Source organism: Pseudooceanicola aestuarii, assembly GCF_010614805.1.
In the GTDB taxonomy this organism is placed as follows: Bacteria; Pseudomonadota; Alphaproteobacteria; order Rhodobacterales; family Rhodobacteraceae; genus Pseudooceanicola; species Pseudooceanicola aestuarii.
On the sequence record NZ_JAAFZC010000001.1, the window covers coordinates 1653017 to 1679892 of the forward strand.

The 26876-nt window shown below is 64.7% G+C and carries 21 protein-coding genes and 1 tRNA gene; 19 read left to right on the forward strand and 3 right to left on the reverse strand.

Translation table 11 applies throughout. From position 1 onward, the window contains the following. Nucleotides 1-15: 15 nt before the first annotated feature. Nucleotides 16-1404 carry a cytochrome P450 gene (locus G5A46_RS07835; RefSeq protein WP_239520667.1) on the reverse strand — a complete coding sequence of 463 codons (1389 nt, stop codon included), beginning with the start codon at nt 1402-1404 and terminating at the stop codon, nt 16-18. 162 nt (nt 1405-1566) lie between these two features. On the opposite strand from G5A46_RS07835, the gene G5A46_RS07840 reads away from it, so the two are divergent. Both G5A46_RS07840 and tuf read left to right on the forward strand, forming a co-directional pair. Beyond that, nucleotides 1567-2256, forward strand: a complete 690-nt coding sequence (locus tag G5A46_RS07840; protein ID WP_163848850.1) for a hypothetical protein — start codon at nt 1567-1569, stop codon at nt 2254-2256. A 127-nt stretch (nt 2257-2383) separates the two neighbouring features. Next, nucleotides 2384-3559 (forward strand): elongation factor Tu, encoded by a 1176-nt coding sequence (tuf, locus tag G5A46_RS07845; RefSeq protein WP_163848852.1) that lies wholly within the window; start codon nt 2384-2386, stop codon nt 3557-3559. A 154-nt stretch (nt 3560-3713) separates the two neighbouring features. On the opposite strand, the gene G5A46_RS07850 is transcribed toward tuf, so the two are convergent. Next, nucleotides 3714-4373 (reverse strand): DedA family protein, encoded by a 660-nt coding sequence (locus G5A46_RS07850; RefSeq protein WP_163848854.1) that lies wholly within the window; start codon nt 4371-4373, stop codon nt 3714-3716. Nucleotides 4374-4491: 118 nt separating this feature from the next. Between G5A46_RS07850 and G5A46_RS07855 the strand changes: the two genes are divergently transcribed. From G5A46_RS07855 to G5A46_RS07870, 4 genes are all read left to right on the forward strand, one after another. After that, nucleotides 4492-5475, forward strand: coding sequence for a zinc transporter ZntB (locus G5A46_RS07855; RefSeq protein ID WP_163848856.1), 984 nt, complete (start codon nt 4492-4494; stop codon nt 5473-5475). A 177-nt stretch (nt 5476-5652) separates the two neighbouring features. Continuing rightward, nucleotides 5653-6729 (forward strand): GSCFA domain-containing protein, encoded by a 1077-nt coding sequence (locus G5A46_RS07860; protein ID WP_163848858.1) that lies wholly within the window; start codon nt 5653-5655, stop codon nt 6727-6729. Continuing rightward, nucleotides 6713-7537: a hypothetical protein gene (locus G5A46_RS07865; protein WP_163848860.1), complete on the forward strand. Its 825-nt coding sequence runs from the start codon at nt 6713-6715 to the stop codon at nt 7535-7537. Before G5A46_RS07860 ends, G5A46_RS07865 begins: the two co-directional genes overlap by 17 nt. 80 nt (nt 7538-7617) lie before the next feature. Next, nucleotides 7618-7693 (forward strand) — tRNA-Trp (locus tag G5A46_RS07870). Nucleotides 7694-7851: 158 nt separating this feature from the next. Here G5A46_RS07870 and G5A46_RS07875 read toward each other — a convergent pair. Beyond that, nucleotides 7852-9093 (reverse strand): lytic murein transglycosylase, encoded by a 1242-nt coding sequence (locus G5A46_RS07875; RefSeq protein WP_420821353.1) that lies wholly within the window; start codon nt 9091-9093, stop codon nt 7852-7854. Nucleotides 9094-9302: 209 nt separating this feature from the next. On the opposite strand from G5A46_RS07875, the gene secE reads away from it, so the two are divergent. The 13 genes from secE (at nt 9303) to fusA (ending at nt 26837) form a co-directional block, all read left to right on the forward strand. Further along, nucleotides 9303-9494, forward strand: a complete 192-nt coding sequence (secE, locus tag G5A46_RS07880; protein WP_163848862.1) for a preprotein translocase subunit SecE — start codon at nt 9303-9305, stop codon at nt 9492-9494. A 172-nt stretch (nt 9495-9666) separates the two neighbouring features. Further along, nucleotides 9667-10200 carry a transcription termination/antitermination protein NusG gene (gene nusG / locus G5A46_RS07885; RefSeq protein ID WP_163848864.1) on the forward strand — a complete coding sequence of 178 codons (534 nt, stop codon included), beginning with the start codon at nt 9667-9669 and terminating at the stop codon, nt 10198-10200. Nucleotides 10201-10342: 142 nt separating this feature from the next. Continuing rightward, the gene (gene rplK / locus G5A46_RS07890; RefSeq protein ID WP_163848865.1) at nt 10343-10768 is read left to right on the forward strand and encodes a 50S ribosomal protein L11; all 426 of its coding nucleotides are present in this window, start codon (nt 10343-10345) and stop codon (nt 10766-10768) included. After that, on the forward strand, nt 10768-11466 hold the full coding sequence (gene rplA / locus G5A46_RS07895) for a 50S ribosomal protein L1 (RefSeq protein ID WP_163848867.1): 699 nt from the start codon (nt 10768-10770) through the stop codon (nt 11464-11466). The genes rplK and rplA overlap by 1 nt, the downstream gene beginning before the upstream one ends. A 399-nt stretch (nt 11467-11865) precedes the next feature. Further along, nucleotides 11866-12381, forward strand: coding sequence for a 50S ribosomal protein L10 (rplJ, locus tag G5A46_RS07900; protein WP_163848869.1), 516 nt, complete (start codon nt 11866-11868; stop codon nt 12379-12381). Between the two features lie 72 nt (nt 12382-12453). Then, nucleotides 12454-12834, forward strand: a complete 381-nt coding sequence (gene rplL, locus G5A46_RS07905; protein WP_163848871.1) for a 50S ribosomal protein L7/L12 — start codon at nt 12454-12456, stop codon at nt 12832-12834. A 254-nt stretch (nt 12835-13088) separates the two neighbouring features. After that, on the forward strand, nt 13089-17225 hold the full coding sequence (rpoB, locus tag G5A46_RS07910) for a DNA-directed RNA polymerase subunit beta (protein WP_163848873.1): 4137 nt from the start codon (nt 13089-13091) through the stop codon (nt 17223-17225). Between the two features lie 83 nt (nt 17226-17308). Further along, entirely contained in the window at nt 17309-21550 is a 4242-nt protein-coding gene (rpoC, locus tag G5A46_RS07915; RefSeq protein ID WP_163848875.1) for a DNA-directed RNA polymerase subunit beta', read from the forward strand. A gap of 169 nt (nt 21551-21719) precedes the next feature. Next, nucleotides 21720-22604: a DMT family transporter gene (locus G5A46_RS07920; protein WP_163848877.1), complete on the forward strand. Its 885-nt coding sequence runs from the start codon at nt 21720-21722 to the stop codon at nt 22602-22604. Beyond that, nucleotides 22601-23503: a glycosyltransferase gene (locus tag G5A46_RS07925; RefSeq protein WP_163848878.1), complete on the forward strand. Its 903-nt coding sequence runs from the start codon at nt 22601-22603 to the stop codon at nt 23501-23503. The genes G5A46_RS07920 and G5A46_RS07925 overlap by 4 nt, the downstream gene beginning before the upstream one ends. Before the next feature lie 330 nt (nt 23504-23833). After that, nucleotides 23834-24205 (forward strand): 30S ribosomal protein S12, encoded by a 372-nt coding sequence (gene rpsL / locus G5A46_RS07930; protein WP_005980675.1) that lies wholly within the window; start codon nt 23834-23836, stop codon nt 24203-24205. A gap of 13 nt (nt 24206-24218) precedes the next feature. Further along, the gene (gene rpsG, locus G5A46_RS07935) at nt 24219-24689 is read left to right on the forward strand and encodes a 30S ribosomal protein S7 (protein ID WP_163848880.1); all 471 of its coding nucleotides are present in this window, start codon (nt 24219-24221) and stop codon (nt 24687-24689) included. A gap of 24 nt (nt 24690-24713) precedes the next feature. Then, entirely contained in the window at nt 24714-26837 is a 2124-nt protein-coding gene (fusA, locus tag G5A46_RS07940) for an elongation factor G (RefSeq protein WP_163848882.1), read from the forward strand. Nucleotides 26838-26876: the final 39 nt, after the last annotated feature.

The following is a 26876-nucleotide window of genomic DNA, read 5'->3' on the forward strand; positions in this document are numbered from 1 at the left end:
TGGCCGGGAAGGGTGTCAGGCGGGCTGGGTTTCCCGTGGTTCCGCCTCCAGCCAGACGCCGCCTTCGGCGCGCAGGGTGATGATCATCACCGGGGCCGGATCGCGCCCCGGCACTCGCCGGAACCGGAACCGCGCCAGCAGCGTGGCCAGCACGATGACCGCCTCCTGCACCGCGAATTGCGCCCCGATGCAGATGCGCGGCCCGTCACCGAACGGCAGGTAGGCATAGCGCGGCACCGACGTGCGATCCGCGAATCGGCCTGGGTCAAAGCTGTCGGGATCGTCCCACAGCAGGTGATTGCGGTGCAGCGCGTAGATCGGCAGCATCACCGTATCTCCGGCACGCACCCGCCGTCCACAGAGCTCGTCATCGGCCCGCGCATTGCGCGACAGGAACGCCGCCGGCGGATAAAGGCGCAGCGTCTCGTCGATGATCGCGCGGGTCAGCGGCAGGGCCGGCACGTCCTCCGCCCTGGCCGCGCGATTGCCCAGCAGGGCGCGGGCTTCACCGGCGGCGGCCTCCTGCACCTGCGGGTCGAACCCGCAGAGATAGAGCGCCCAGCCCAGCGTCAGGGCCGTCGTCTCGTGCCCCGCAACGATGAAGGTCAGCAGGTTGTCACGCATTTCCGCGTCGCTCATCGCGCGGCCTGACTTGGGGTCTTCGGCGGTCATCAGCAGGTCCAGCAGGTCGGGCGAGCCCTCCGGAGCGCCCCGTTCGCGGCGCGCGGTGATTGCATCGTCGGCCACGGATTTCATCTGCCGCAGCGCCGTCCCGGACATCAGCCGCCCCGGTCGCGGCACCCAGCCCGGCACACCCAGGATATCGAACAGCGAGACGCGCCCGGCCTCGGCGATATAGGCGTCGATGGCGCGGTGCACCGCGTCGCGGTCAAAGGCCCGGCCGCCGGAAAAGGTGATGTCCGAGATCACCTCGAAGGTCGCCCTGACCATCTCTTCCGCGACGTTGACAGCGTTCGGGCCGGCCCCGGCGATCCGCTCGGCGCTGCGCGCGGCCGCCGCTGTCATCACCGGGCCCAGCCCCGCGACATTGCGATGCGAAAAGACCGGCGCCACCGCGCGCCGCTGCCAGCGCCAATGCGCGCCCTCCGCGACGAACAGACCTTCGCCGATGGCAGGGCGCAGCAGGTTTTTGGTCACGTCGGACTTGGGGTAATGGTCGACCTTCTCCAGCAGGACGCGGCGGATCGCTTCGGGATCCATCAGCATGTGCCAGCGCACGCCGGTCCTGCCCGAGACGATGGGCTGGCGGGTGGCGATGTCGGGGATGATGGCCAGCACGTTGTGCCGCGCGGTGCGCAGCGATCGCAGGATTCCCATCGGTTCGGTCACCAACGGAACGCGCACCGGCAGGGCAGGGGCAGGAACGGATCGGGCGCGGGGCATGGCAGTCCTTTCGGCGGTCTCCTCCGATATAGGCGCGCGGGGGCCGCCGGCAAAGGCGCCTCTGCCCGGCGCGCGGGGACAAGCCATTTGCAACAACGTCCCCCTTCGGCTATCCCCGGACAGGGCTTTGCCGGCCCGGAACGCTTACGGAACGGACAAAACATGTTGCGCACTTTTCTGGTTCTGGCCCTCGGGCTTCTGGTGACGGCCTGCACCAACGCCAATGATCTGGACGGGCCGACCCGCGATCTGGGCGATTTCAGCCTGGGCCACAACGTCGTCGTCTCCTCCAAGATGCAGCGCGGGCCGATGTCGCGCGAAGCGGATCAGGAAGTCTTTGCCGCCGCGATGAAGAAGGCCATCGATGAACGGTTCTCGCGCTATGACGGGGACAAGATGTATCATCTTGGCGTCTCCATCGAGGGTTATGTGCTGGCCCAGCCCGGCATCCCGCTGGTTCTGTCGCCCAAGTCGATCCTGATCGTCAATGTCAGCGTCTGGGATGATCTGGAGCAGAAGAAGCTGACCGAAAAGCCGGAGCAGATCACCGTCTTCGAAAGCCTGTCGGGCGATACGCTGGTCGGGTCGGGCTATACGAAGTCGGCGGAAGAGCAGATGGAGAACCTGACGCGCAACGCCGCCAAGCTGATCGAGAACTGGCTGGTCCAGAACCGAGACTGGTTCGGCCCCAAGGCGCCACGCCAGCGCCGCGCTCCGGTTGCGGCCACCCCGGCGGATGCGGCGGCGACCACCGTCCCGGCCCCGGTGGTGGAAAAGGTCGGCCCGGCTGCGACCCCGGCGACTGCCCCCGCCGCGACCGTATCGCCCATCGCACAGACGCAGGCGGGCTGACGCCCGGCCGGGTCCACCGGACCCCGGCCATGGCAACAGCCGCTTGATTTTCCGCGCCGAAGCCAATACATGGCGCGCGGAGTGAAATCGGGTCCGCACCGGACCACAAGGGAAAGGCGCCAAAGCAATGGCAAAGGAAAAGTTTGAGCGCGGCAAACCGCACTGCAACATCGGCACGATCGGTCACGTTGACCACGGCAAGACGACGCTGACGGCTGCGATCACGAAGTATTTCGGCGATTTCCAGGCCTATGACCAGATCGACGGCGCGCCGGAAGAAAAGGCCCGCGGGATCACGATTTCGACCGCTCACGTGGAATACGAGACGGAGAACCGTCACTACGCGCACGTCGATTGCCCCGGCCACGCGGATTACGTGAAGAACATGATCACGGGTGCCGCGCAGATGGACGGCGCGATCCTGGTGGTGAACGCGGCCGACGGCCCGATGCCGCAAACCCGCGAACACATCCTGCTGGGCCGTCAGGTCGGCATCCCGGCGATGACCGTTTTCCTGAACAAGGTCGACCAGGTCGACGACGAAGAGCTGCTGGAACTGGTGGAGATGGAAGTTCGCGAACTTCTGTCGGAATACGATTTCCCCGGCGACGATATCCCGATCATCGCGGGTTCGGCGCTGGCGGCGATGGAAGGGCGTGACCCGGAAATCGGCGAGAACAAGATCAAGGAACTGATGGCCGCGGTGGACGAGTACATCCCGCAGCCGGAACGTGCCGTCGATCAGCCGTTCCTGATGCCGATCGAAGACGTGTTCTCGATCTCGGGCCGTGGCACCGTTGTGACGGGCCGTGTGGAGCGTGGCGTGGTGAACGTGGGCGACGAACTGGAAATCGTCGGCATCAAGGACACCAAGAAGACGACCTGTACCGGCGTTGAAATGTTCCGCAAGCTGCTGGATCGCGGCGAAGCGGGCGACAACATCGGCGCCCTGCTGCGCGGCATCGACCGTGAAGGCGTGGAACGTGGCCAGGTTCTCTGCAAGCCGGGTTCGGTGAAGCCGCACACCAAGTTCGAAGCCGAGGTCTACATCCTGACCAAGGACGAAGGCGGCCGCCACACGCCGTTCTTTGCGAACTACCGCCCGCAGTTCTACTTCCGTACGACGGACGTGACCGGCACCGTGACTCTGCCCGAGGGCACCGAGATGGTCATGCCCGGCGACAACCTGAAGTTCGAAGTCGAGCTGATCGCCCCGATCGCAATGGAAGACGGCCTGCGTTTCGCCATCCGTGAAGGCGGCCGCACCGTCGGCTCCGGCGTCGTCGCCAAGGTCGTCGAGTAAGATCCGGCCTCGGGATCGACCCCGGCGGCGGACGCACTGACCAATGCCCGTCCCGAGACCCGCAAAGCAAAGGCGCCACGGCTTTCATGCCGTGGCGCCTTTCGCATGTTCAGGGGGCGTTCAGCACCTCCTGCGCGCTCTTTGGGGGGCGGGCTCAGCCGCGGCGCTGCCGGGGCGCCCTGTCGGTGCTTCGCCTGGCCCGGTCGGCCTGCTGCCCTGAGCGGCGGCCGAAGGTCGCGACGCGGTAGAGGTAGATAGCGATCATCCCGACCACCACGGCAGTCGACACCGGGTCCAGCCAGGCCTGGACCCGGTCGTAGTTGGCGTGCAGCACGTGGCCCGCCGCCGTCAGCAGCGCGTTCCAGATCAGTGACCCGCCCGTTGTCCACAGCAGAAACCGCCACAGAGGCATCCGTCCCAGCCCCGCCGGGATGGAGATCAGCGTGCGCAGCGCCGGGACCAGCCGCCCGAGGAACACCGCCGCCTCGCCGTGGCGGTCGAACCAGTCCAGCGCCCTGTCGACCTCTGCCGGCGTAAGGCTGAGCCAGCGCCCGTGCCGCCCCGCCAGGTCGCGCAGCCGGTCCGCGCGGTAGCGCCGGCCGGCCCAGTACCATAGCGTCACCCCCGCGACCGACCCGGCACTGCCGGCCAGCACCACGCCCACGGCGGCAAACCGCCCCTCTGCCGCGTGGAACCCGGCCAGCGGCATGATCAGTTCCGACGGGATCGGAGGAAACACGTTTTCCAGGAACATCAGCAGGGCCAGCCCGCCGTAACCCATGGCGGAGATCACCCCCGCGATCCAGTCGAACATGTTCTGTGCTCCCTTGCTGGTGCGTGCCGTCGGGGGGGCAACGCGCGCGCCCCGGGACCGGGTTCCTGCGCGCGGCTTTCGACTGGTGCCGGGCAGCGGGGGCTGGCAGGATCATGCCATGGAGCATTCGCGTTTTGATCACATCCTCTTTGCGCTTGACCTCGACGGGGCAGGGGCGGGGCAGAGCCTTGCGCCGGCGGATATCGCGCCGGTGCTGCAATCCGACCGGCTGGGGTGGGTCCATTTGCAGGCCGATCACCCCGAAACGCCGGGCTGGATCGCCGCGCATCTCGCCTATCTGGACGAGACGGTCACCGCTGCCCTTACCGCGCCGGAGACCCGCCCGCGCGCCACGCCGATCCACGATGGCCTGCTGGTCAACCTGCGTGGGCTGAACCTGAATTCCGGCAAGGATCCCGAAGACATGGTTGCGGTGCGTATGTGGATCGACCCGCGCCGCATCGTCACCCTGTCCCGCCAGCGGGTGCGCGCGCTGGAAGACATCGCCGAGGCCCTGGGCAGGGGCACCGGCCCCGAAGACGCGGGCGCCTTCGTTGCGGCGCTGGCAGACCGGCTGACCGCCCGGCTGGAGCCCTTCGTGACCGAGCTGGATCAGGCTGTCGATGCGTTGGAGCCGCAGGTCGTCGCCCGGCCGGGCAGCGCCCTGCGCAAACGGATCGCCACGCTGCGCCTTGCGGTGATCGAGCTGCGCCGCCACACCGCGCCGCAGATCGTGGCCCTGCGCGACCTGGGCGCCACAGATCTGCCCCTGCTGGGGGAGATGGACCACCGCCGCATCGCGGAGGCGGAGGACCGCCAGCGCCGAATGGTGGAAAACGTGGACGAACTGCGCGACAACCTGACCGTCCTGCGCGACGAGGTCTCGGGGGAGATCAGCGACCGGCTGAACCGGCACATGTACATCCTGTCCATCGTTTCGGCGATCTTCCTGCCGCTGGGGTTCCTGACCGGGCTGTTCGGTATCAACCTGGGCGGGATGCCCGGTGCCGCCAATCCGCATGCCTTCTGGATTTTCTCCGGGGCGCTGGTCGGGGCGCTGGCGGTGCAGGTGCTGCTATTGCGGCTGCTGCGCTGGATGTAGGCCGCAGGATGCGCGGCCCGGCGCCGCCTTCGTGCCGCGACCCTGAGCCGGAGGGGTCATGCCCAAGCCTCAATTTCGACGGAAAGTTCTGGTGTCCTGCGCCTGGAATTGCTGCGATGGCCCGGCCGGGCCGCGCTCGCCCATCTTGCCCATCCGCCCCCTCAGGAGGCTTCCGCCATGACTCATCCCTATGCGTCCCTTCCCGATATCGCCTATTGGAAAACCGCCGTGGCCGAGCGGAACCCGCTGCAAATCGCGGGGCTGTGGCAGTCGAAATGGCCAATCGCGATGGCGGATCCGATCGTTACCGCCGGTTCCTGCTTTGCCCAGCATATCGGGCGGGCGCTGTCGGCGCGGGGGTTTTTATGGATGGATGCCGAACCTGCCCCCGCCCATCTGGCCCCGGAACCGGCGCGGGAGTTCAACTACGGGATCTTTTCCTTTCGGACCGGCAACATCTACACCGCCCGCACCCTGCTGCAATGGCTGCAACTGGCCTATGCGGAGATCGAGATCGACGAGTGGTGGCAACGTGACGGCCGCGTTTACGACCCGCTGCGCCCGGCCATCGAGCCTGGCGGTTTCGAAAGCGTGGAAGAGGCACGTGCCTCCCGCCGGGCGACTCTGGCCGCGATCCGCCGCGCCGTGGAAGGGGCGGGGGTCTTCGTCTTCACCCTTGGCCTGACGGAAAGTTGGTACAATGCCCGCACCGGAGTGGAATACGCCATCTGTCCCGGCACGGCGGCGGGGGAGTTCGACGCCGATCTGCACCTGTTCCGCAATCACCGACACGGCGCGATCCTGGCCGACATGGAGGCGGTGCTGACCCGCCTGCGCGCCCGCAACCCGGCGTTGAAGGTGCTGTTGACCGTCTCGCCGGTGCCGCTGACGGCCACCGCCTCGGGGCAGCATGTGCTGACCGCGACCAGCCAATCCAAATCGACGCTGCGCGCCGTGGCCGGAGAGCTTGTGCAGGACCATCCCTTCGTGGATTACTTTCCCAGCTACGAGATCATCACCCACCCGGTGTTTCGCGGCATGTTCTACGCTCCGAATCAGCGCAGCGTGGTGCCCGAGGGGGTGGCCGTGGTGATGGAACGGTTTTTCGCCGACCAGGCCACCGCCCACGGAGCGCCCGGCAAGTCCTCCACCGATCGGGCGGCCCGCCGTGCAGCCCGCCGCGCGCGCCGGGCTGCCGCTGCGCGGGATGACGTCAAATGCGAGGAGGAGATGCTGAATGCATTCGCCCGCTGACCCCTTTGCCCCGCCCATCGTGCCGTTGGCTGACCAGCCCTCCGGCCCGGCCTGTGCTCCGGCCGGCGCCGGTACCGCTCGGTGGGCCGCGCCGCGCCAGGCGCTGCGGATCTGCCTGTTCGGTGACAGTCATCTGGCCTCCGTCAAACATGCGCAGGATCGGGGGTTGATCGATTGGCGCGGGCACAGGATGGAATTCTGGGGCGCCTATGGGCCGGCGTTCCGCCAACTGGAGCTGCGCGGCGATGCCGTCCACCCCAAGCCCGACGCCCGCCCCATCGTGGCCGAGATCAACGGTGCCGGGCGGGAGGTTTTGCAGGCGACGGATTTCGATGCCTTCCTGTTCTACGGCGCGCGGTTGCGGATGTCGGAGTTCATGCCGCCGCTGCTGGAGACGCTTTGCGCGGAGGATGGCCATGTCTCGACCGCTGTCCGCCGCATCCTGACGCGGCGCTTTCTGCGGGGGTGCCGGGCCTATCGCTTCGCGCGGGCCTTTGCCGCGGCGAATCCGGCGGCGCGAGTGGTCTTTGCCCCGGCGCCGCTTTTGACCGAAGGGCGTGGCGGTCCGGACCTGCCCCAGGCAGCCCAAGCCAGCCCGACCGACCGCGATCAGCTGCGCCACTGGCTGGACGCAGAGGCGGGGCAGGATCGCATCACCCTGTTGCACCAGCCGGAGGAGACGATTACCGGCGGCTATCTGACGCGAATCGAACATGCCTCCGACGAGATCGGCCAGGAGGATGACCCGGTGCACAAGAACGCGGATTTCGCGGCGATGACGGTGGGGCGGTTCCTTGCCGAGCTTTGAGCGGGGGCAAAGGTTTCGCCACGTCCGGCAGGAACGCCCTTGATCTTGCCGCGCGTCTCGCCTATCCCACGTCACGGCCTAGGGGTATAGCTCAGTTGGTAGAGCATCGGTCTCCAAAACCGAGGGTCGCGGGTTCGAGTCCCTCTGCCCCTGCCAGGCCGCATTTCCGGACAATCTGATCCACACCGCCCCGGCGGCCCCGCCAGGCGCGTTGCCGTCCTGTGTGGGGATTGCGGGGCTCTGCCCTCTTGATCTTGGAGGCCCTCCGCCGAAGTCCTGCCGGGGCAGGGTGGGCCGCCGTTCGGCCCAAGCCCCTACAGCTGTGCCAGGAGTGCTGCCGAGGGCGTCCCCGTGACCGGCAGGCCCCGCGCCCGCTGAAAGGCACGAATCGCGGCCTCTGTCTTCTTGCCCAGCACACCGTCGGGTGTGCCGGCGTCGAACCCGGCCGCATTCAGTCGCTGTTGCAGGCGTTTTCGGTCGCCGAGGGTCAGCCCGTGGATGTCGGGCGGGAAGTCGGTGACCAACGGGCCGCCGCCGGCGATCCGGTCGGACAGGTGCCCGACGCCGATGCCGTATTTCGTCGAATTGTTGTAACGCAGGATCACGTCGAAATTCCCGTAAGCCAGGAAGGCCGGGCCGCGCGTCCCCTGCGGGCGCAGCAGTCGGGCCGTGCCACCGGGCAGGGCGCCGCCCCGCGCGGGGCGCACGCCGGACGCGCCCCAGGCGTCGGCGTCACGCCGGCCGCCGGCGGCCAGGCCTTCAGGCGCCCGGACCTCCAGCCCCCAGGATTGGCCGCGCCGCCAGCCGGATTTCGACAGGTAGGCGGCGGCGGAGGCCAGCGCATCGGTCGGATCCTCCGACCAGATGTCACGCCGCCCGTCGCCGCGAAAATCCACCGCGTAGGCCTGGTAGGTGGTCGGGATGAATTGGGTGTGTCCCATCGCTCCCGCCCAGCTGCCCACCAGGCCGGCCGCGCCCACGTCGCCACGTTGCAGGATGCGCAGCGCGGCCACCAGCTGTTTCTCGAAGAACGCCCCGCGCCGCCCGTCAAAGGCAAGGGTGGAGGTGGCGGAGATCACGGGGATATCGCCGCGCCGCGCGCCATAATTGCTTTCCATGCCCCAGATCGCCGCGATGACGGCGGCGGGAACGCCGTATTGTGCCTCCAGCTCGCGCAGAAGCGGACGATGCCGGGCCAGGGCGGCGCGGCCGTCACGGACCTTCCCGTCATGGGCGGTGATGGCCAGATAATCCTCCAACGTGCGCGTCGTCTCGGTCTGGGCGCGGTCCCGCTCGATCACGCCGGGCAGATAGCCGGCGCCCCGGAACGCACGGCCCAGAGTCGCGGTGCTGATCCCGCCGGCCCGGGCCCGGGCACGAAAGGCGGCGACCCAGGCGTCATAGGCAGGATTGGCCACGGGGCGCAGGCCCGGCGCCGGTGCGGTGGCAGGGCGCGGGGCCGGCCCGCCGGTGCATCCGGCCAGCACGGCGGCGGCCATGGTCCATCCCCCCAGGCGCAGAGCCGTGCGGCGGTCGGGACGTGGGGGCATGGGCATGGCGGATCTCCCTGGGGCTGGTGGCGCTGGAGCATCTTCCCCGCGCGCGCGATCCACCGCAACCACGCGTTGCGCCACCGGCGTCCACCCGCCCATGCCGGGCCGCGCGTCCCGACCGCCACCCGGCCTTGAAATCGCCCGCAGCGGCGCGTATGTGATCCCGAACGCAAAGCCGGTGGACGCATCGGCCCCGACGACGTGGAAAACAGATGGTCAACCCGCTTCAGTTCATTCAGCAGACCCGTTCGGAAATCGCCAAGGTCGCATGGCCCACCCGGCGGGAGGTCATCCTGACCACCGTGATGGTGTTCATCATGGCGACCCTGACGGCGATTTTCTTCGCTCTGGTCGATCTGGGCATCCGGTCGGGCCTCAGCTCTTTGCTGGGCATGTTCGGCTAAGGCTTGCGCTTGGGGCCATGTCTTTGTATGTGACCCGGCAATCCCCACAGGTTCAGGCGCGCCAGACGAGACCGGCGCGCCGATTTTCTATTGGGGGACGGCCTTTTTGACAGGTCGCGCAATTTGACAGAAGGTTCTGCCCTCGACGGCAGACAGTGAGGGCACAGACGCCATGGCAAAACGGTGGTACTCCGTCAGCGTTCTTTCCAATTTCGAGAAGAAGATCGCTGAACAGATCAGGACGAGCGTCGCCGAGAAGGGTCTGGAAGACCAGATCGACGAAGTTCTGGTGCCGACCGAAGAGGTGATCGAGGTCCGGCGCGGCAAGAAGGTCACGACCGAACGCCGCTTCATGCCCGGCTACGTGCTGGTGCACATGGAGATGTCCGACGAGGGGTATCACCTGGTGAACTCGATCAACCGCGTCACCGGTTTCCTTGGCCCGCAGGGCCGCCCGATGCCGATGCGTGACAGCGAGGTCAACCAGATCCTGAACCGCGTGCAGGAGGGTGAAGAGGCCCCGCGAACCCTGATCCATTTCGAGATCGGCGAGAAGGTGAAGGTCAACGATGGCCCGTTCGAGGATTTCGACGGCATGATCGAAGAGGTCGACGAGGACAACCAGCGCCTGAAGGTCTCGGTTTCGATCTTTGGCCGGGAAACCCCGGTCGAACTGGAATTCACCCAGGTCTCCAAACAGGCCTGATGAAGATCCGCGCCCGGCGACGGGCGTGCGCCGGTATATCCGGCACCCATGTGGGAGGGGCGGCGATCGCGATCGCCAAACCGGACCACGGCAACCGAAGGCGGCCTGACGCGTCACGCCGCTGTTGAAAAGGAGAAGGCCGATGGCCAAGAAACTCGTTGGCAGCATGAAGCTGCAAGTGCCCGCAGGCCAGGCGAACCCGTCGCCGCCCGTCGGGCCCGCCCTGGGTCAGCGCGGGCTGAACATCATGGAATTCTGCAAGGCGTTCAACGCCAAGACGCAGGATATGGAAGCCGGCGCGCCGTGCCCGACCGTGATCACCTATTACCAGGACAAGTCCTTCACCATGGAAATCAAGACGCCCCCCGCGTCTTATTACCTGAAGAAGGCCGCCAAGCTGAAATCCGGCGCCAACGCCCCGGGCAAGGAGACGGTCGGAACCGTCACCGCCGCCCAGGTGAAGGAAATCGCCGAAGCGAAGATGAAGGATCTGAACGCGCAGGACATCGAGTCCGCAATGCAGATCATCCTGGGCTCCGCCCGCTCCATGGGCATCGAGGTGAAGTAATGGCAAAGCTCGGAAAACGTACCCGCGCCGCACGCGAAGCCGCCGCCGGCAAGGAAAACCTGTCGGTCGAGGACGCGGTCGCCCTGATCAAGTCCAACGCGCAGGCGAAGTTCGATGAAACTGTCGAGATCGCGATGAATCTGGGCGTCGATCCGCGCCACGCGGACCAGATGGTCCGTGGCGTCGTCGGCCTGCCCAACGGCACCGGCAAGGATGTGCGCGTCGCCGTATTCGCCCGTGGCCCGAAAGCGGACGAAGCCAAGGAAGCCGGGGCCGACATCGTTGGCGCCGAAGACCTGATGGAAACCATTCAGGGCGGCACGATCGACTTCGATCGCTGCATCGCGACCCCGGACATGATGCCCGTCGTCGGCCGCCTGGGCAAGATTCTGGGCCCGCGCAACCTGATGCCGAACCCCAAGGTCGGCACGGTGACCATGGATGTCGCCCAGGCCGTTCAGGCCGCCAAGGGCGGCGAAGTCCAGTTCAAGGCCGAGAAGGCCGGCGTGGTGCACGCAGGCGTCGGCAAGGCGTCCTTCGACGCCGAGAAGCTGGCCGAGAACATCCGCGCCTTCGTCGACGCGGTCAGCAAGGCCAAGCCGGCCGGTGCGAAGGGGACTTACATGCAGAAGGTCTCCATCAGCTCCACCATGGGCCCGGGCGTCTCCATCGACGTGGCCAACGCGACCGGCAACTAAGCCCGTCGCCAGATGATTTCGGAAAAGGCGTCCCCGTTCGGAGGCGCCTTTTTCTTGTCCGGGGCCCCTGCCGTCTTGCCTGCGGCGCCGAAGCCGGCGCGACCGCACGGAGACTTTGCGTGAAATTCACACTTCACATTCCGCCCGACCTTGGATAAGAGACCTTCTGTCTTGGCGGCCGCACCTGTGCAGTCGCCCGGACGATTCGTCCGAGACGGTGGGTGGAGCAATCCATAAATCCTGCCCGAGACGGGATAAGACCAGATTTCTTCAGGCCATAGCTCTCGCTTGGCGCCTGGGGCGGACTTGGGCGGACCCGTTATTGGACCCGAATGCCGGGGCCTCGTGTTCCGGCGGAACTGAGCCGGAGGGTCACACCTCCCTGACTGGAGTGAAACTGTGGATAGAGCCCAGAAAGAGAAAGTGGTCGAGGAACTCGGCCAGATCTTCGAAAGCTCTGGCGTTGTGGTGGTTGCACACTACACCGGCCTCACGGTTGCCGAGATGCAGGATCTGCGCGCCCGTGCCCGCGAGGCCGATAGTGCAGTCCGCGTCGCCAAGAACAGGCTCGCCAAGATCGCCCTGGACGGAAAGCCGTGCGAAAGCATTGCGGAATTCCTTTCGGGCATGACCGTGCTTACCTATTCCGAGGACCCCGTGGCAGCTGCCAGGGTGGCCGAGGGTTTTGCCAAGGACAACAAGAAGTTCGAGATCCTTGGCGGGGCAATGGGTGAAAACGCTCTCGATCGCGCCGGCGTCGAAGCCGTGTCGAAGATGCCGTCCCGCGAGGAGCTTATCGCTTCCATCGCAGGCTGCATCGGCGCACCCGCTTCGAACATTGCCGGGGCCATTGGCGCACCTGCTTCGAACATCGCTTCCATCTTGTCCACGATCGAGGACAAGGCGGCGGCGTAAGCAACCCGAGAGACGGCGTAGGGTTGAACACCCGCACGTTGGAACACATTTAGAGATACGGGATACAGTAAAATGGCTGATCTGAAAAAACTGGCTGAAGAGATCGTTGGTCTGACGCTTCTCGAAGCACAAGAACTGAAAACCATCCTGAAAGACGAGTACGGCATCGAACCCGCAGCTGGCGGCGCCGTCATGATGGCTGGCCCCGCAGGCGGCGACGCCGGTGCGGCCGAAGAAGAAAAGACCGAATTCGACGTCATCCTGAAGTCGCCGGGCGCCTCCAAGATCAACGTGATCAAGGAAGTCCGCGGCATCACCGGTCTGGGCCTGAAAGAAGCCAAGGAACTGGTGGAAGCCGGTGGCAAAGCCGTCAAGGAAGGCGTGTCCAAGGACGAAGCCGAAGAGATCAAAGGCAAGCTGGAAGCAGCTGGCGCCGAGGTCGAAGTCAAGTAATCGGTGGCGCGGCGCGTGCCGTGTCCTCGCATTGATGAAGGCTGGTCCCGGGATTACCGGGTCCAGCCGAACCTGTCTCAGAGAGGGCTTTTCCCGCGAGGGTGCGAAGCCTTCCCTAAGGCGAGGTTTGAGGATCGGGAGGCCACCTGTCGGGACGGTGGCCAGGCATTGATCTCAACCCCCTGTCTCGCAAGGAGAGCGCCCGAGGCCCGGCGGCGCGTCTCTCCGAATGAGAAAGAAAGGTGACACTGGTCATGACTCAGACCTTCCTCGGTCAGAAACGTCTTCGGAAATATTACGGCAAGATCCGTGAAGTTCTCGAAATGCCGAACCTCATCGAGGTTCAGAAATCCTCCTACGACCTGTTCCTGCGGTCGGGCGATCAGCCCGAGCCCCTGGAAGGCGAAGGCCTGATGGGCGTGTTCCAGTCGGTTTTCCCGATCAAGGATTTCAACGAAACCTCCGTTCTGGAATTCGTCAAATACGAGCTGGAAAAGCCGAAATACGACGTTGAGGAATGCATGCAGCGCGACATGACCTACAGCGCCCCGCTGAAGGTCACGCTGCGTCTGATCGTGTTCGATGTCGACGAGGATACCGGCGCGAAATCGGTGAAGGACATCAAGGAACAGGACGTCTTCATGGGCGACATGCCCCTGATGACGCCCAACGGCACCTTTGTCGTCAACGGGACCGAGCGGGTCATCGTGTCCCAGATGCACCGGTCGCCGGGCGTGTTCTTCGACCATGACAAGGGCAAGACGCATTCGTCGGGCAAGCTGCTGTTCGCCTGCCGGATCATCCCCTACCGTGGCTCCTGGCTGGATTTCGAGTTCGACGCCAAGGACATCGTGTTCGCGCGGATCGACCGCCGCCGCAAGCTGCCGGTGACGACCCTGCTCTATGCCCTGGGGCTGGATCAGGAAGCCATCATGGACGCCTATTACGAGACGGTTGATTTCAACTTCCGTCGCGGCCAGGGCTGGGTCACGAAGTTCTTCCCCGACCGGATTCGCGGCACCCGCCCGACCTATGACCTGGTGGATGCGGATACCGGCGAAGTCATCTTCGAGGCTGGCAAGAAGGTCACGCCGCGCGCGGTCAAGAAGCTGATCGACGAGGGCGCTGTACAGAACCTGCTGGTGCCCTTCGACCGGATCGTCGGGCGCTTTGTCTCCCGGGACATCATCAACGAAGAGACCGGCGCCATCTATGTCGAGGCCGGGGATGAACTGACCCTGGAATATGACAAGGCCGGCGAAATCACGGGCGGCACCCTGCAAGAGCTGCTGGACGCCGGGATCACCGAGATCCCCGTGCTGGACATCGACAACATCACTGTCGGCCCGTACATGCGCAACACCATGGCGCAGGACAAGAACATGAACCGCGAAACCGCGCTCATGGATATCTACCGCGTCATGCGCCCCGGCGAGCCGCCCACCGTGGAGGCCGCGTCGAACCTGTTCGAAACGCTGTTCTTTGACAGCGAACGCTATGACTTGTCCGCCGTGGGCCGGGTCAAGATGAACATGCGTCTTGCGCTGGAGAAACCCGACACGCAGCGCACGCTGGACCGCGATGACATCGTGTCCTGCATCAAGGCGCTGGTGGAGCTGCGTGACGGCAAGGGCGAGGTGGACGACATCGACCACCTGGGCAACCGGCGTGTCCGGTCCGTTGGCGAGCTGATGGAAAACCAGTACCGCGTCGGTCTGCTGCGGATGGAACGCGCGATCAAGGAACGCATGTCCTCGGTCGAGATCGACACGGTGATGCCGCAGGATCTGATCAATGCGAAACCGGCTGCGGCTGCCGTGCGCGAATTCTTCGGCTCCTCCCAGTTGTCGCAGTTCATGGACCAGACCAACCCGCTGTCCGAAGTCAGTCACAAACGCCGTCTCTCGGCGCTTGGGCCGGGCGGTCTGACCCGCGAACGCGCCGGGTTCGAAGTTCGCGACGTTCACGCCACGCACTACGGCCGGATGTGCCCGATTGAGACGCCCGAGGGGCCGAACATCGGTCTGATCAACAACCTCGCGTCCTTTGCCCGGGTGAACAAATACGGCTTTATCGAAACCCCCTACCGGGTGGTGAAGGAAGGCCAGGTCACGGACGAAGTGCATTACATGTCCGCGACCGAGGAACAGCGCCATGTCGTGGCCCAGGCGAATGCCAACATCTCCGACGAAGGCCGCTTCGTGAACGAGATGGTGAACACGCGCCAGGCCGGGGAATACACCCTGACCCCGACGGAGCACGTCGACCTGATCGACGTGTCGCCGAAGCAGCTGGTCTCTGTCGCCGCATCGTTGATCCCGTTCCTTGAGAACGACGACGCGAACCGCGCGCTGATGGGCTCCAACATGCAGAAACAGGCCGTGCCGCTGGTGCAGGCCGAGGCGCCGCTGGTCGGCACCGGGATCGAACGCAAGGTCGCCGTGGATTCGGGCGCCGCCATCATGGCCAAGCGTGCGGGTATCATCGACCAGGTGGATGCACAGCGGATCGTGATCCGTGCGACTTCCGATCTGGAGCCGGGTGATCCGGGTGTGGATATCTACCGCATGCGGAAATTCCAGCGGTCCAACCAGAACACCTGTATCAACCAGCGTCCGCTGGTGAAGGTGGGCGATACGGTCGAGAAGAACGAAGTCATCGCCGATGGCCCCTCCACCGATCTGGGTGAGCTGGCCTTGGGCAAGAACGTGATCGTCGCGTTCATGCCGTGGAACGGCTACAACTACGAGGACTCGATCCTGATCTCCGAACGGATCGCGCGCGATGACGTCTTTACCTCGATCCACATCGAGGAATTCGAAGTTGCCGCCCGTGACACCAAGCTGGGTCCGGAAGAAATCACCCGCGACATTCCCAACGTTGGTGAGGAAGCTTTGCGCAACCTCGACGAGGCGGGCATCGTCTACATCGGTGCGGATGTGGAGCCGGGCGACATTCTGGTGGGCAAGATCACCCCCAAGGGCGAAAGCCCGATGACGCCGGAGGAAAAACTTCTGCGCGCCATCTTCGGGGAAAAGGCGTCGGATGTGCGCGATACCTCCTTGCGGGTGAAACCGGGCGATTTCGGCACCGTGGTCGAAGTGCGTGTCTTCAACCGCCACGGTGTGGAAAAAGACGAGCGGGCGCTTCAGATCGAACGGGAAGAAGTCGAACAGCTGTCGCGCGACCGCGACGACGAGCTGGCGATTCTGGACCGCAACATCTACGCACGTCTGCAATCCATGATCCTGGGCAAGACCGCGGTCAAAGGGCCCAAGGGCGTCAAGGCCGGATCCGAGATCACCGAGGATCTGCTGGGCACGCTGGCGCGCAACCAGTGGTGGCAACTGGCGCTGGAAGACGATCAGGAGGCCTCTCACGTCGAAGCCCTGAACGAGCAGTACGAGGCGCAGAAACGTGCCCTGGACGCCCGGTTCGAGGACAAGGTGGAGAAGGTGCGCCGGGGCGACGACCTGCCACCGGGCGTGATGAAGATGGTCAAGGTCTTCATCGCCGTGAAGCGGAAGCTGCAACCGGGCGACAAGATGGCCGGTCGGCACGGGAACAAGGGGGTCATCTCCCGCGTGGTGCCGATGGAGGACATGCCGTTCCTCGGGGATGGCACGCCGGTGGACTTCTGTCTGAACCCGCTGGGCGTTCCGTCCCGGATGAACGTCGGTCAGATCCTTGAGACTCACATGGGTTGGGCCGCGCGCGGCCTGGGCCTCAAAGTGGACGAGGCGCTGGACGATTACCGCCGCACGGGCGACCTGACCCCGGTTCGGGAGGCCATGCGCCTCGCCTACGGAGAGGACGTCTACGAGGAAGGGCTGGTCGGGATGGACGAATCCCGCCTGTTGGAGGCCGCAGGCAACGTGACCCGCGGTGTCCCGATCGCGACGCCCGTCTTCGACGGCGCCAAGGAGCCTGACGTGAACGACGCGCTGAAACGCGCCGGGTTCGACGAAAGCGGCCAGTCGGTTCTCTATGACGGCCGCACGGGGGAGCAATTCGCGCGCCCGGTCACCGTCGGCGTGAAGTACCTGCTGAAGCTGCACCACCTGGTGGACGACAAGATTCACGCACGGTCGACTGGCCCGTATTCCCTGGTCACCCAGCAGCCGCTGGGCGGCAAGGCGCAGTTCGGTGGTCAGCGTTTCGGGGAGATGGAGGTCTGGGCGCTGGAAGCCTACGGCGCCGCCTACACCCTTCAGGAAATGCTGACGGTCAAGTCGGACGACGTGGCCGGCCGGACGAAGGTCTACGAAAGCATCGTCAAGGGCGAGGACAATTTCGAAGCGGGCGTTCCCGAGAGCTTCAACGTGCTCGTGAAGGAAGTCCGCGGCCTCGGCCTGAACATGGAACTCCTGGACGCGGAGGACGAGGAATAAGGCGCCCGGCGCCACCTGGAGGCCGGGCCATCCGCCTGGTCTCCGCTCCTCTCCCTCCGAGCCCTGTCATTTAGGATTACGACATGAACCAGGAACTGACGAACAACCCGTTCAACCCGCTCACGCCGCCGAAGGTGTTTGACGAGATCAAGGTCTCTCTCGCCTCGCCGGAGCGGATCCTCTCTTGGTCCTACGGTGAGATCAAGAAGCCCGAGACGATCAACTACCGGACCTACAAGCCCGAGCGGGACGGCCTGTTCTGCGCGCGCATCTTCGGTCCGATCAAGGATTACGAATGCCTGTGCGGCAAGTACAAGCGGATGAAATATCGCGGCGTCGTCTGCGAGAAATGCGGCGTTGAAGTCACGCTGCAAAAGGTCCGCCGCGAGCGTATGGGCCATATCGAACTGGCCGCGCCCGTTGCGCATATCTGGTTCCTGAAATCGCTGCCCTCCCGCATCGGTCTGATGCTGGACATGACCCTGCGCGATCTTGAGCGGGTGCTGTATTTCGAAAACTACGTAGTGATCGAACCGGGCCTGACGGATCTGCAATACGGCCAGATGCTGACCGAAGAGGAATTCATGGATGCGCAGGATGCGTATGGCATGGATGCCTTCACGGCCAATATCGGCGCGGAAGCGATCCGCGAGATGCTGTCTCAGATCGACCTGGAATCGGAGGCAGAGCAGCTGCGCGCCGATCTGGCCGAGGCCACCGGCGAGCTGAAGCCCAAGAAGATCATCAAACGCCTGAAGGTCGTGGAATCCTTCTTGGAATCCGGCAACCGTCCGGAGTGGATGATCATGACCGTCATTCCGGTCATCCCGCCCGAGCTGCGCCCCCTGGTGCCGCTGGACGGTGGCCGGTTCGCGACCTCGGACCTGAACGACCTGTACCGCCGGGTGATCAACCGGAACAACCGTCTGAAACGGCTGATCGACCTGCGCGCGCCCGACATCATCGTGCGCAACGAAAAGCGGATGTTGCAGGAATCCGTGGATGCGCTGTTCGACAACGGCCGCCGCGGCCGCGTGATCACCGGCGCCAACAAGCGTCCGCTGAAATCGCTGTCCGACATGCTGAAAGGGAAGCACGGCCGGTTCCGTCAGAACCTTCTGGGGAAACGGGTCGACTTCTCCGGCCGGTCGGTCATCGTGACCGGCCCGGAGCTGAAGCTGCACCAATGCGGCCTGCCCAAGAAGATGGCCCTGGAGCTGTTCAAGCCGTTCATCTACTCGCGGCTGGAAGCCAAGGGCCTGTCCTCGACCGTGAAACAGGCCAAGAAACTGGTGGAGAAGGAGCGGCCCGAAGTCTGGGACATCCTGGACGAGGTCATCCGGGAGCACCCCGTGCTGCTGAACCGCGCCCCCACGCTGCACCGTCTGGGCATCCAGGCCTTCGAACCCACGCTGATCGAAGGGAAAGCCATCCAGTTGCACCCGCTGGTCTGCTCCGCGTTCAACGCCGACTTTGACGGTGACCAGATGGCCGTTCACGTTCCGCTCTCGCTGGAAGCCCAGCTGGAAGCGCGCGTGCTGATGATGTCCACCAACAACGTGCTGTCGCCCGCCAACGGCGCGCCGATCATCGTGCCGTCGCAGGACATGATCCTGGGTCTCTACTATACCACGATCATGCGCGAGGGCATGAAAGGCGAAGGCATGACCTTCTCTTCCATCGACGAGGTGCAATACGCGCTCGATGCGGGGCAGGTGCACCTGCACGCCCGGATCACCGCGCGCATTCAGCAGATCGACGAAGAGGGCAACGAGGTCACCCAGCGTGTGGAAACCACGCCGGGCCGGATTCGCCTGGGCGCGCTGCTGCCGATGAATGCCAAGGCGCCGTTCGAACTGGTCAACCGTCTGCTGCGGAAGCGCGAAGTCCAGCAGATCATTGATACCGTCTACCGCTACTGCGGTCAGAAGGAATCGGTGATCTTCTGTGATCAGATCATGACCATGGGCTTCCGCGAGGCGTTCAAGGCGGGCATTTCCTTCGGCAAGGACGACATGGTCGTGCCCGAAGGCAAGTGGCCGATCGTGGACGAGACCCGCGAACAGGTGAAGGATTTCGAACAGCAATACATGGACGGCCTGATCACCCAGGGTGAGAAGTACAACAAGGTCGTCGATGCCTGGTCGAAATGTAACGACAAGGTCACGGAGGCGATGATGTCCACCATCTCCGCCGTGCGTCATGACGAGGGCGGGGCCGAACAGGAACCGAACTCGGTCTACATGATGGCCCACTCCGGGGCGCGTGGCTCTGTCACCCAGATGAAGCAGCTGGGCGGGATGCGCGGGCTGATGGCGAAGCCGAACGGCGACATCATCGAGACGCCGATCATCTCGAACTTCAAGGAAGGCCTGACCGTGCTGGAGTACTTCAACTCCACCCACGGCGCGCGGAAAGGTCTGTCGGATACAGCGCTGAAAACCGCGAACTCGGGCTACCTGACCCGGCGTCTGGTGGACGTGGCGCAGGATTGCATCGTCCGGGAGCAGGATTGCGGCACAGAGCTGGCCGTGACCGCCGAAGCGGCCGTGAACGACGGCGAAGTTGTCGCCACGATCGGAGAGCGTGTGCTGGGCCGTGTCGCGGCCGAGGACGTGCTGCGCCCGGGCACCGAAGAGGTGCTGGTGACCAAGGGCACGCTGATCGACGAACGCCTGGCGGACATGATCCAGGACGCCAACGTGCAGTCGATGCGCATCCGCTCGCCGCTGACCTGCGAGGCCGACGACGGCGTCTGCGCGACCTGCTACGGTCGTGACCTGGCGCGCGGGACGCGGGTCAACATCGGGGAGGCCGTCGGCATCATTGCCGCGCAATCCATCGGTGAACCCGGCACGCAGCTGACGATGCGGACGTTCCACATTGGCGGTGTTGCGCAGGGTGGTCAGCAATCGTTCCTGGAGGCTTCGACCGACGGTACGATCGAGTTCGAGAACGCGCAGCTGCTGGAGAACGCCAACGGCGAGACGCTGATCATGGGCCGGAACATGAAGTTGCGGATCGTGGACGAGCACGGCGAGGAACGGTCCAGCCACAAGCTGGGTTACGGTACCAAGCTGTTCGTCAAGGATGGCGAGAGGATCGCCCGCGGCGCCAAGCTGTTCGAATGGGATCCCTATACCCTGCCGATCATCGCGGAGAAGGGCGGCAAGATCCGGTTCGTCGACCTGGTCAACGGCATCGCGGTCCGCGAGGAAACCGATGACGCGACGGGCATGACCCAGCGGATCGTTTCGGACTGGCGTGCGGCCCCCAAGGGCAACGAGCTGAAGCCCGAGGTGCTGATCATCGGCGAGGACGGCGAACCCGTCCGCAACGAGTTGGGCAACCCGGTCACCTACCCGATGTCGGTGGACGCCATTCTGTCCGTCGAGGACGGGCAGGACATCAAGGCCGGTGACGTCGTGGCGCGGATCCCGCGCGAAGGTGCGAAGACGAAGGACATTACCGGTGGTCTGCCGCGTGTGGCCGAACTCTTCGAGGCGCGTCGTCCCAAGGATCACGCGATCATCGCCGAAATCGACGGCTATGTGCGGTTCGGGCGCGACTACAAGAACAAGCGCCGCATCGCGATCGAACCCGCCGACGAGTCGATGGAGCAGGTCGAATACATGGTGCCCAAGGGCAAGCACATTCCCGTCCAGGAAGGTGACTTCGTCCAGAAGGGGGATTACATCATGGACGGCAACCCGGCCCCCCACGACATTCTGTCGATCATGGGTGTCGAGGCGCTGGCCGACTACATGATCAACGAGGTGCAGGACGTCTATCGCCTGCAAGGCGTGAAGATCAACGACAAGCACATCGAGGTCATCGTGCGCCAGATGCTCCAGAAGTGGGAGATCCAGGACAGCGGTCAGACCACCCTTCTGAAGGGAGAGCATGTCGACAAGGTCGAGTTCGACCAGGCCAATGCCAAGGCCGAGGCCGAGGGCCGTCGTCCGGCCGCGGGCGAACCCATCCTGCTGGGGATCACCAAGGCATCGCTGCAAACGCGGTCCTTCATCTCCGCCGCCTCCTTCCAGGAGACGACGCGCGTGCTGACCGAAGCTTCGGTCCAGGGCAAGCGGGACAAGCTGGTCGGGCTGAAGGAAAACGTGATCGTGGGTCGCCTGATCCCGGCCGGGACGGGCGGCGCCACGCAGCGCGTGCGCCGCATCGCCTCGGATCGCGACAACGTGGTTCTGGATGCCCGCCGGGAGGAGGCCGAAGCCGCCGCCGCCCTGGCCGCGCCGGAGGATGGCGACATCCTGGGGGGGGAAAATTACGACAACCTCATCGAGACCCCGGAAAGCCGCGATTGATCCTCATCGCATGACATTGAAAACCCCCGCTTCGGCGGGGGTTTTTGTTTGTGGGGCCTGCACCATTGCGGTTCGCGCATGCCGCGATGCGGCGACGATTTTCGGATGACGCGCCTTCCCTTTTGCGGCGGGGCGGTATCATCTGCGGGAAACGACAAACGGTTCCCAGATGACTGACAATACCAAGGGCGCGCTGTTGATGATGGCGTCGCTGGCGCTGTTCACATTGAACGACACGCTGATGAAAACCCTGTCAGGGCAGGTGCCGCTGTACCAGATCCTGGCCATCCGCAACACGGTGACCACGGCGGTTCTGCTGCTGGTCTGCTGGCGCAGCGGCGCGTTCCGGCGCGGCATGGCGCGGCGCGACTGGGGATTGGCGGGACTACGCGCGGCGGCGGAAATCGGCGCGGCGTTCTTCTTCCTGACTGCGCTGTTCAACATGCCGCTGGCCAATGTCACGGCGGTGCTTCAATCCGCGCCGCTGGTGGTGACGCTGGCGGCCGCAATCTTCCTGCGGGAACGGGTGGGGTGGCGCCGGGTGGCGGCCATTGTTGTCGGGTTCATGGGGGTGTTGCTGATCATCCGGCCGGGTTCGGACGTGTTCGACATCTTTTCGGTCTACATCCTGATCGCAGTCTGTTTCATTACCGTGCGGGATCTGTCCACGCGGCGCCTGTCGCCGGATTCGTCATCGATGTTGGTGACGGCGCTGACCTCGGCGGCGATCATGGTGTTTTTCGGCGGGATGAGCGTGGCCGAACCCTGGGTGCCGCTGACGGTGGGCAGCGCGGCGCTGGTGCTGGGGGCGGCGGGGTTCGTGCTGTTCGCCTATCTCACCTCCGTCATGGCGATGAGGCTGGGGGAAATCTCCTTTGTCTCGCCGTTCCGCTATACGGCGCTGATCTGGGCGCTGGTGCTGGGCTACGTGGTCTTTGGCGATTGGCCGGATTGGCAGACATTGCTGGGGGCGGCCATCGTGGCGGGGTCGGGGCTGTTCATGCTGTACCGTGAACGCCGCATCGGCCACCGCGCGGGGGAGCCGCTGGAATGAGCCGGGTGCAGCTGCTGGGTCTGTGCCGGTTCTCCTATCCAACCGCGCTTGACGGGTTCAGCGTTCTGGGGACGGACGCGGCGCGGAACCGCGCGCGTCTGTACGATCCGGCGCGGCTGGCATTGCGGTTCTGGTTTTTCGAACGGATCTGCCTTCCCAGCCTGGCGGCGCAACAGGATCCCGAGTTCACGGTGCTGCTGCTGCATGACGCGGCGCTGCCCGAACCGTGGTTGACCCGCCTGCGCGATGCCATCGCACCGCTGCCGCAGGTGGTCGCGGTGCCACGCCCGGCGGGGCTGCCGCACAAGGGCACCTGCCGGGACATCCTGCGCGCGGCCCGCGATCCGCAGGCCCGCGCGGTGGCGGAATTCACAATCGACGACGACGATGCGCTGGCGGTGGATTTCACCGCCCGGACGCGCGCCGCTTTTGGCGTGTTGCGCCCGCTCTGGCGCGATGTCGGGCGGACGGCAGTGGATTTCAACTCCGGGCTGGTCCTGCGGGCCACCGGCGGGCTGGCGGAACGGCGCGCAGAGGGGGCGCCGACTGCGACGCCGCCGGCCATGCCCCCGCAGCCCAGGCTGGGCGTGGAGCCCGTGCAGGCCCATCTGTGGGCGCCAGGCACCGCGATCTATCACCGCCCGCGTTCAACCCGGTCCATTCAGGATTTCAACCACCGGCGGCTTTGGTCGCGCATCCCGACGCTGAGCCTGCCAGAGCCGGTGATGTACCTGCGCGGCGCCCATGGCACCAATGACAGCAATGTCGCCCGCGCCCGTCCGACGGGGGAGGCGGGTCAGGACGTGGCCTCGGAACAGGGTGCGCAGGTCCTGCGCGACCGGTTCGGCCTTGACCTTGACGCGCTGTTGCGCGACTGGGTGCGCGTCGGGACGCCATAGCCGCGCGACCGCCGCGATGCCTCGCCGAATAAGGGCGGCTCGTGTTGACAACCCCCCCGACTCCGCCTATACGCCCGCACAATCAGGCATCGGGAAACCCCCTTTGTCTTCCAGAATCGAAGTGGTCACGATCCGGGTTCACACCCCGATCCTCTGGAAATCCCACCGCGTGTTCCCCGTGAACGAGGGGACGCATGCGGCTTTTTTACGTTGCGTATCAGCGTGACGCCATTAACCGGCCCCGGCGGACGCGCCCGCGGGCCATCGGACGAAACAGCATGGGGTCATCCCGTGCAGCACATGTGTTGAAGAGACGGGGAAAGACGCCCAATGCCAACGATCCAACAGCTGATCCGCAAGCCGCGGCAGCCGAAAGTCAAACGGTCCAAGTCCATGCACCTGGAGCAGTGCCCGCAAAAGCGCGGTGTCTGCACGCGGGTCTATACCACCACGCCGAAGAAGCCGAACTCGGCCATGCGGAAAGTCGCCAAGGTGCGCCTGACCAACGGTTACGAGGTCATTTCCTACATCCCGGGTGAAAGCCACAACCTTCAGGAGCACTCCGTTGTCCTGATCCGCGGCGGCCGGGTGAAAGACCTTCCCGGTGTCCGTTACCACATTCTGCGCGGTGTCCTGGATACCCAGGGCGTCAAAGACCGTAAGCAGCGCCGTTCGAAATATGGCGCGAAGCGTCCGAAGTAAGAGGATCTGAAAGATGTCCCGCCGTCACGCCGCCGAAAAACGCGAAGTCCTGCCCGACGCCAAGTATGGTGATCGGGTTCTGACGAAGTTCATGAACAACCTGATGATCGACGGCAAGAAGTCGATCGCGGAAAAAATCGTCTACAATGCGCTCGATCGCATCGAAGCCAAGGTGAAACGCGCGCCGGTGGAAATCTTCCACGAAGCGCTCGACAATATCCAGCCGTCGGTCGAGGTCCGCTCCCGCCGTGTGGGTGGCGCCACCTACCAGGTGCCCGTCGAGGTCCGCCCCGAACGCCGCGAAGCCCTGGCAATCCGCTGGCTGATCACCGCCAGCCGGTCGCGCAACGAAAACACGATGGAAGAACGCCTGGCAGGTGAACTTCTGGACGCCGTGAACTCCCGCGGGTCCGCGGTGAAGAAGCGCGAAGACACCCACAAGATGGCCGATGCCAACAAGGCATTCAGCCACTACCGCTGGTAATACATTCCACAAAGGCTGCACATCATGGCACGCGAATATCCCCTCGAACGGTACCGCAATTTCGGTATCATGGCGCATATCGATGCGGGCAAGACGACCTGCTCCGAACGGATCCTGTTCTACACCGGCAAGTCGCACAACATCGGTGAAGTGCATGATGGCGCGGCCACCATGGACTGGATGGAACAGGAGCAGGAGCGTGGTATCACGATCACGTCCGCTGCGACCACCACGTTCTGGCAGTGGCAAGAGGATCCTTCGGCAGAAGGGACCTATGACACCAAGTACCGCATGAACATCATCGATACCCCCGGCCACGTGGACTTCACCATCGAAGTCGAACGTTCGCTGGCGGTTCTCGACGGTGCCGTATGCGTGCTGGACGCCAACGCCGGTGTCGAACCCCAGACCGAAACCGTCTGGCGTCAGGCCGACCGCTACAAGGTTCCGCGGATCGTCTTCGTCAACAAGATGGACAAGATCGGCGCCGACTTCTTCAACTGTGTCGCCATGGTCGAAGACCGCACCGGTGCCATCGCAGCCCCGATCCAGATTCCGATCGGTGCCGAGAACGAGCTGGAAGGCATGATCGATCTCGTCACCATGGAAGAATGGGTCTGGAAGGGCGAAGACCTGGGCGCCTCCTGGGTGCGTCAGCCGATCCGTGACGAGCTGAAGGCCACGGCCGATGAATGGCGCGGCAAGCTGATCGAGAACGCGGTCGAACAAGACGACGCCGCCATGGAAGCCTACCTGGAAGGCGAAGAGCCCGACATCGCAACCCTGCGTGATCTGATCCGCAAGGGCACGCTGTCGCTGTCCTTCGTGCCGGTCCTGTGCGGTTCCGCGTTCAAGAACAAGGGTGTGCAGCCGCTGCTGAATGCCGTGGTCGATTACCTGCCCAGCCCGCTGGACGTGGTCGATTACATGGGCTTCAAACCGGGCGACGAGGAAGAAGTGCGGAACATCCCGCGCCGCGCGGATGACACGATGCCTTTCGCCGGTCTGGCGTTCAAGATCATGAACGACCCCTTCGTCGGCTCCCTGACCTTCACGCGGATTTATTCCGGTGTGATGAACAAGGGCGATTCGGTCCTGAACTCCACCAAGGGCAAGAAAGAGCGCATCGGTCGTATGATGATGATGCACTCCAACAACCGCGAAGAGATCGAGGAAGCCTATGCCGGCGACATCATAGCGCTTGCGGGCCTGAAGGACACCACGACCGGCGACACGCTGTGCTCCGACAAGGAACCGGTGGTCCTGGAAACCATGACCTTCCCCGATCCCGTGATCGAGATCGCCGTGGAACCCAAGACCAAGAACGACCAGGAGAAGATGTCCCAGGGTCTGGCCCGTCTGGCCGCCGAAGACCCCTCTTTCCGGGTGGAGACCGATATCGAATCCGGTCAGACGATCATGAAAGGCATGGGCGAACTTCACCTCGACATTCTGGTCGACCGGCTGAAACGCGAATTCAAGGTCGAAGCCAACATCGGCGCGCCGCAAGTGGCCTACCGTGAGACCATCGGTCACGAGATCGAGCATTCCTACACCCACAAGAAGCAATCCGGTGGGTCGGGTCAGTTCGCGGAGGTCAAGCTGATCATCAGCCCCACCGAGCCGGGCGAAGGCTACACCTTCGAATCCCGTATCGTCGGCGGCGCCGTGCCCAAGGAATACATCCCGGGCGTGGAAAAAGGGATCAAATCGGTCATGGATTCCGGTCCGCTGGCCGGCTTCCCGGTGATTGACTTCAAGGTCGCCCTGATCGACGGCAAGTTCCACGATGTCGACTCCAGCGTCCTGGCATTCGAGATCGCAGGCCGCATGTGCATGCGTGAAGGTCTGCGCAAGGCGGGCGCCAAGCTGCTGGAACCGATGATGAAGGTCGAAGTGATCACGCCGGAAGAATACACCGGTTCGATCATCGGCGATCTGACCTCCCGTCGGGGTCAGGTGTCCGGGCAGGAGCCGCGCGGCAACGCCGTGGCGATCGCGTCCTTCGTTCCGCTGGCCAACATGTTCGGCTACATCAACACCCTGCGCTCCATGTCCTCGGGCCGCGCGCAGTTCACGATGCAGTTCGACCATTACAACCCGGTTCCGTCGAACATCTCCGAAGAGATCCAGTCGAAATACGCATAACGGGATGCCGGGCCTTGGCCCGGCCTACCCACCACCCGT

What these genes read in the sequence shown, in the direction of transcription:
- G5A46_RS07835 (WP_239520667.1), bottom strand. Translation starts at nt 1,404, where the DNA reads ATGCCCCGCGCCCGATCCGTTCCTGCCCCTGCCCTGCCGGTGCGCGTT.
- G5A46_RS07840 (WP_163848850.1), top strand. Translation starts at nt 1,567, where the DNA reads ATGTTGCGCACTTTTCTGGTTCTGGCCCTCGGGCTTCTGGTGACGGCC.
- tuf (WP_163848852.1), top strand. Translation starts at nt 2,384, where the DNA reads ATGGCAAAGGAAAAGTTTGAGCGCGGCAAACCGCACTGCAACATCGGC.
- G5A46_RS07850 (WP_163848854.1), bottom strand. Translation starts at nt 4,373, where the DNA reads ATGTTCGACTGGATCGCGGGGGTGATCTCCGCCATGGGTTACGGCGGG.
- G5A46_RS07855 (WP_163848856.1), top strand. Translation starts at nt 4,492, where the DNA reads ATGGAGCATTCGCGTTTTGATCACATCCTCTTTGCGCTTGACCTCGAC.
- G5A46_RS07860 (WP_163848858.1), top strand. Translation starts at nt 5,653, where the DNA reads ATGACTCATCCCTATGCGTCCCTTCCCGATATCGCCTATTGGAAAACC.
- G5A46_RS07865 (WP_163848860.1), top strand. Translation starts at nt 6,713, where the DNA reads ATGCATTCGCCCGCTGACCCCTTTGCCCCGCCCATCGTGCCGTTGGCT.
- G5A46_RS07875 (WP_420821353.1), bottom strand. Translation starts at nt 9,093, where the DNA reads ATGCCCATGCCCCCACGTCCCGACCGCCGCACGGCTCTGCGCCTGGGG.
- secE (WP_163848862.1), top strand. Translation starts at nt 9,303, where the DNA reads ATGGTCAACCCGCTTCAGTTCATTCAGCAGACCCGTTCGGAAATCGCC.
- nusG (WP_163848864.1), top strand. Translation starts at nt 9,667, where the DNA reads ATGGCAAAACGGTGGTACTCCGTCAGCGTTCTTTCCAATTTCGAGAAG.
- rplK (WP_163848865.1), top strand. Translation starts at nt 10,343, where the DNA reads ATGGCCAAGAAACTCGTTGGCAGCATGAAGCTGCAAGTGCCCGCAGGC.
- rplA (WP_163848867.1), top strand. Translation starts at nt 10,768, where the DNA reads ATGGCAAAGCTCGGAAAACGTACCCGCGCCGCACGCGAAGCCGCCGCC.
- rplL (WP_163848871.1), top strand. Translation starts at nt 12,454, where the DNA reads ATGGCTGATCTGAAAAAACTGGCTGAAGAGATCGTTGGTCTGACGCTT.
- rpoB (WP_163848873.1), top strand. Translation starts at nt 13,089, where the DNA reads ATGACTCAGACCTTCCTCGGTCAGAAACGTCTTCGGAAATATTACGGC.
- rpoC (WP_163848875.1), top strand. Translation starts at nt 17,309, where the DNA reads ATGAACCAGGAACTGACGAACAACCCGTTCAACCCGCTCACGCCGCCG.
- G5A46_RS07920 (WP_163848877.1), top strand. Translation starts at nt 21,720, where the DNA reads ATGACTGACAATACCAAGGGCGCGCTGTTGATGATGGCGTCGCTGGCG.
- G5A46_RS07925 (WP_163848878.1), top strand. Translation starts at nt 22,601, where the DNA reads ATGAGCCGGGTGCAGCTGCTGGGTCTGTGCCGGTTCTCCTATCCAACC.
- rpsL (WP_005980675.1), top strand. Translation starts at nt 23,834, where the DNA reads ATGCCAACGATCCAACAGCTGATCCGCAAGCCGCGGCAGCCGAAAGTC.
- rpsG (WP_163848880.1), top strand. Translation starts at nt 24,219, where the DNA reads ATGTCCCGCCGTCACGCCGCCGAAAAACGCGAAGTCCTGCCCGACGCC.
- fusA (WP_163848882.1), top strand. Translation starts at nt 24,714, where the DNA reads ATGGCACGCGAATATCCCCTCGAACGGTACCGCAATTTCGGTATCATG.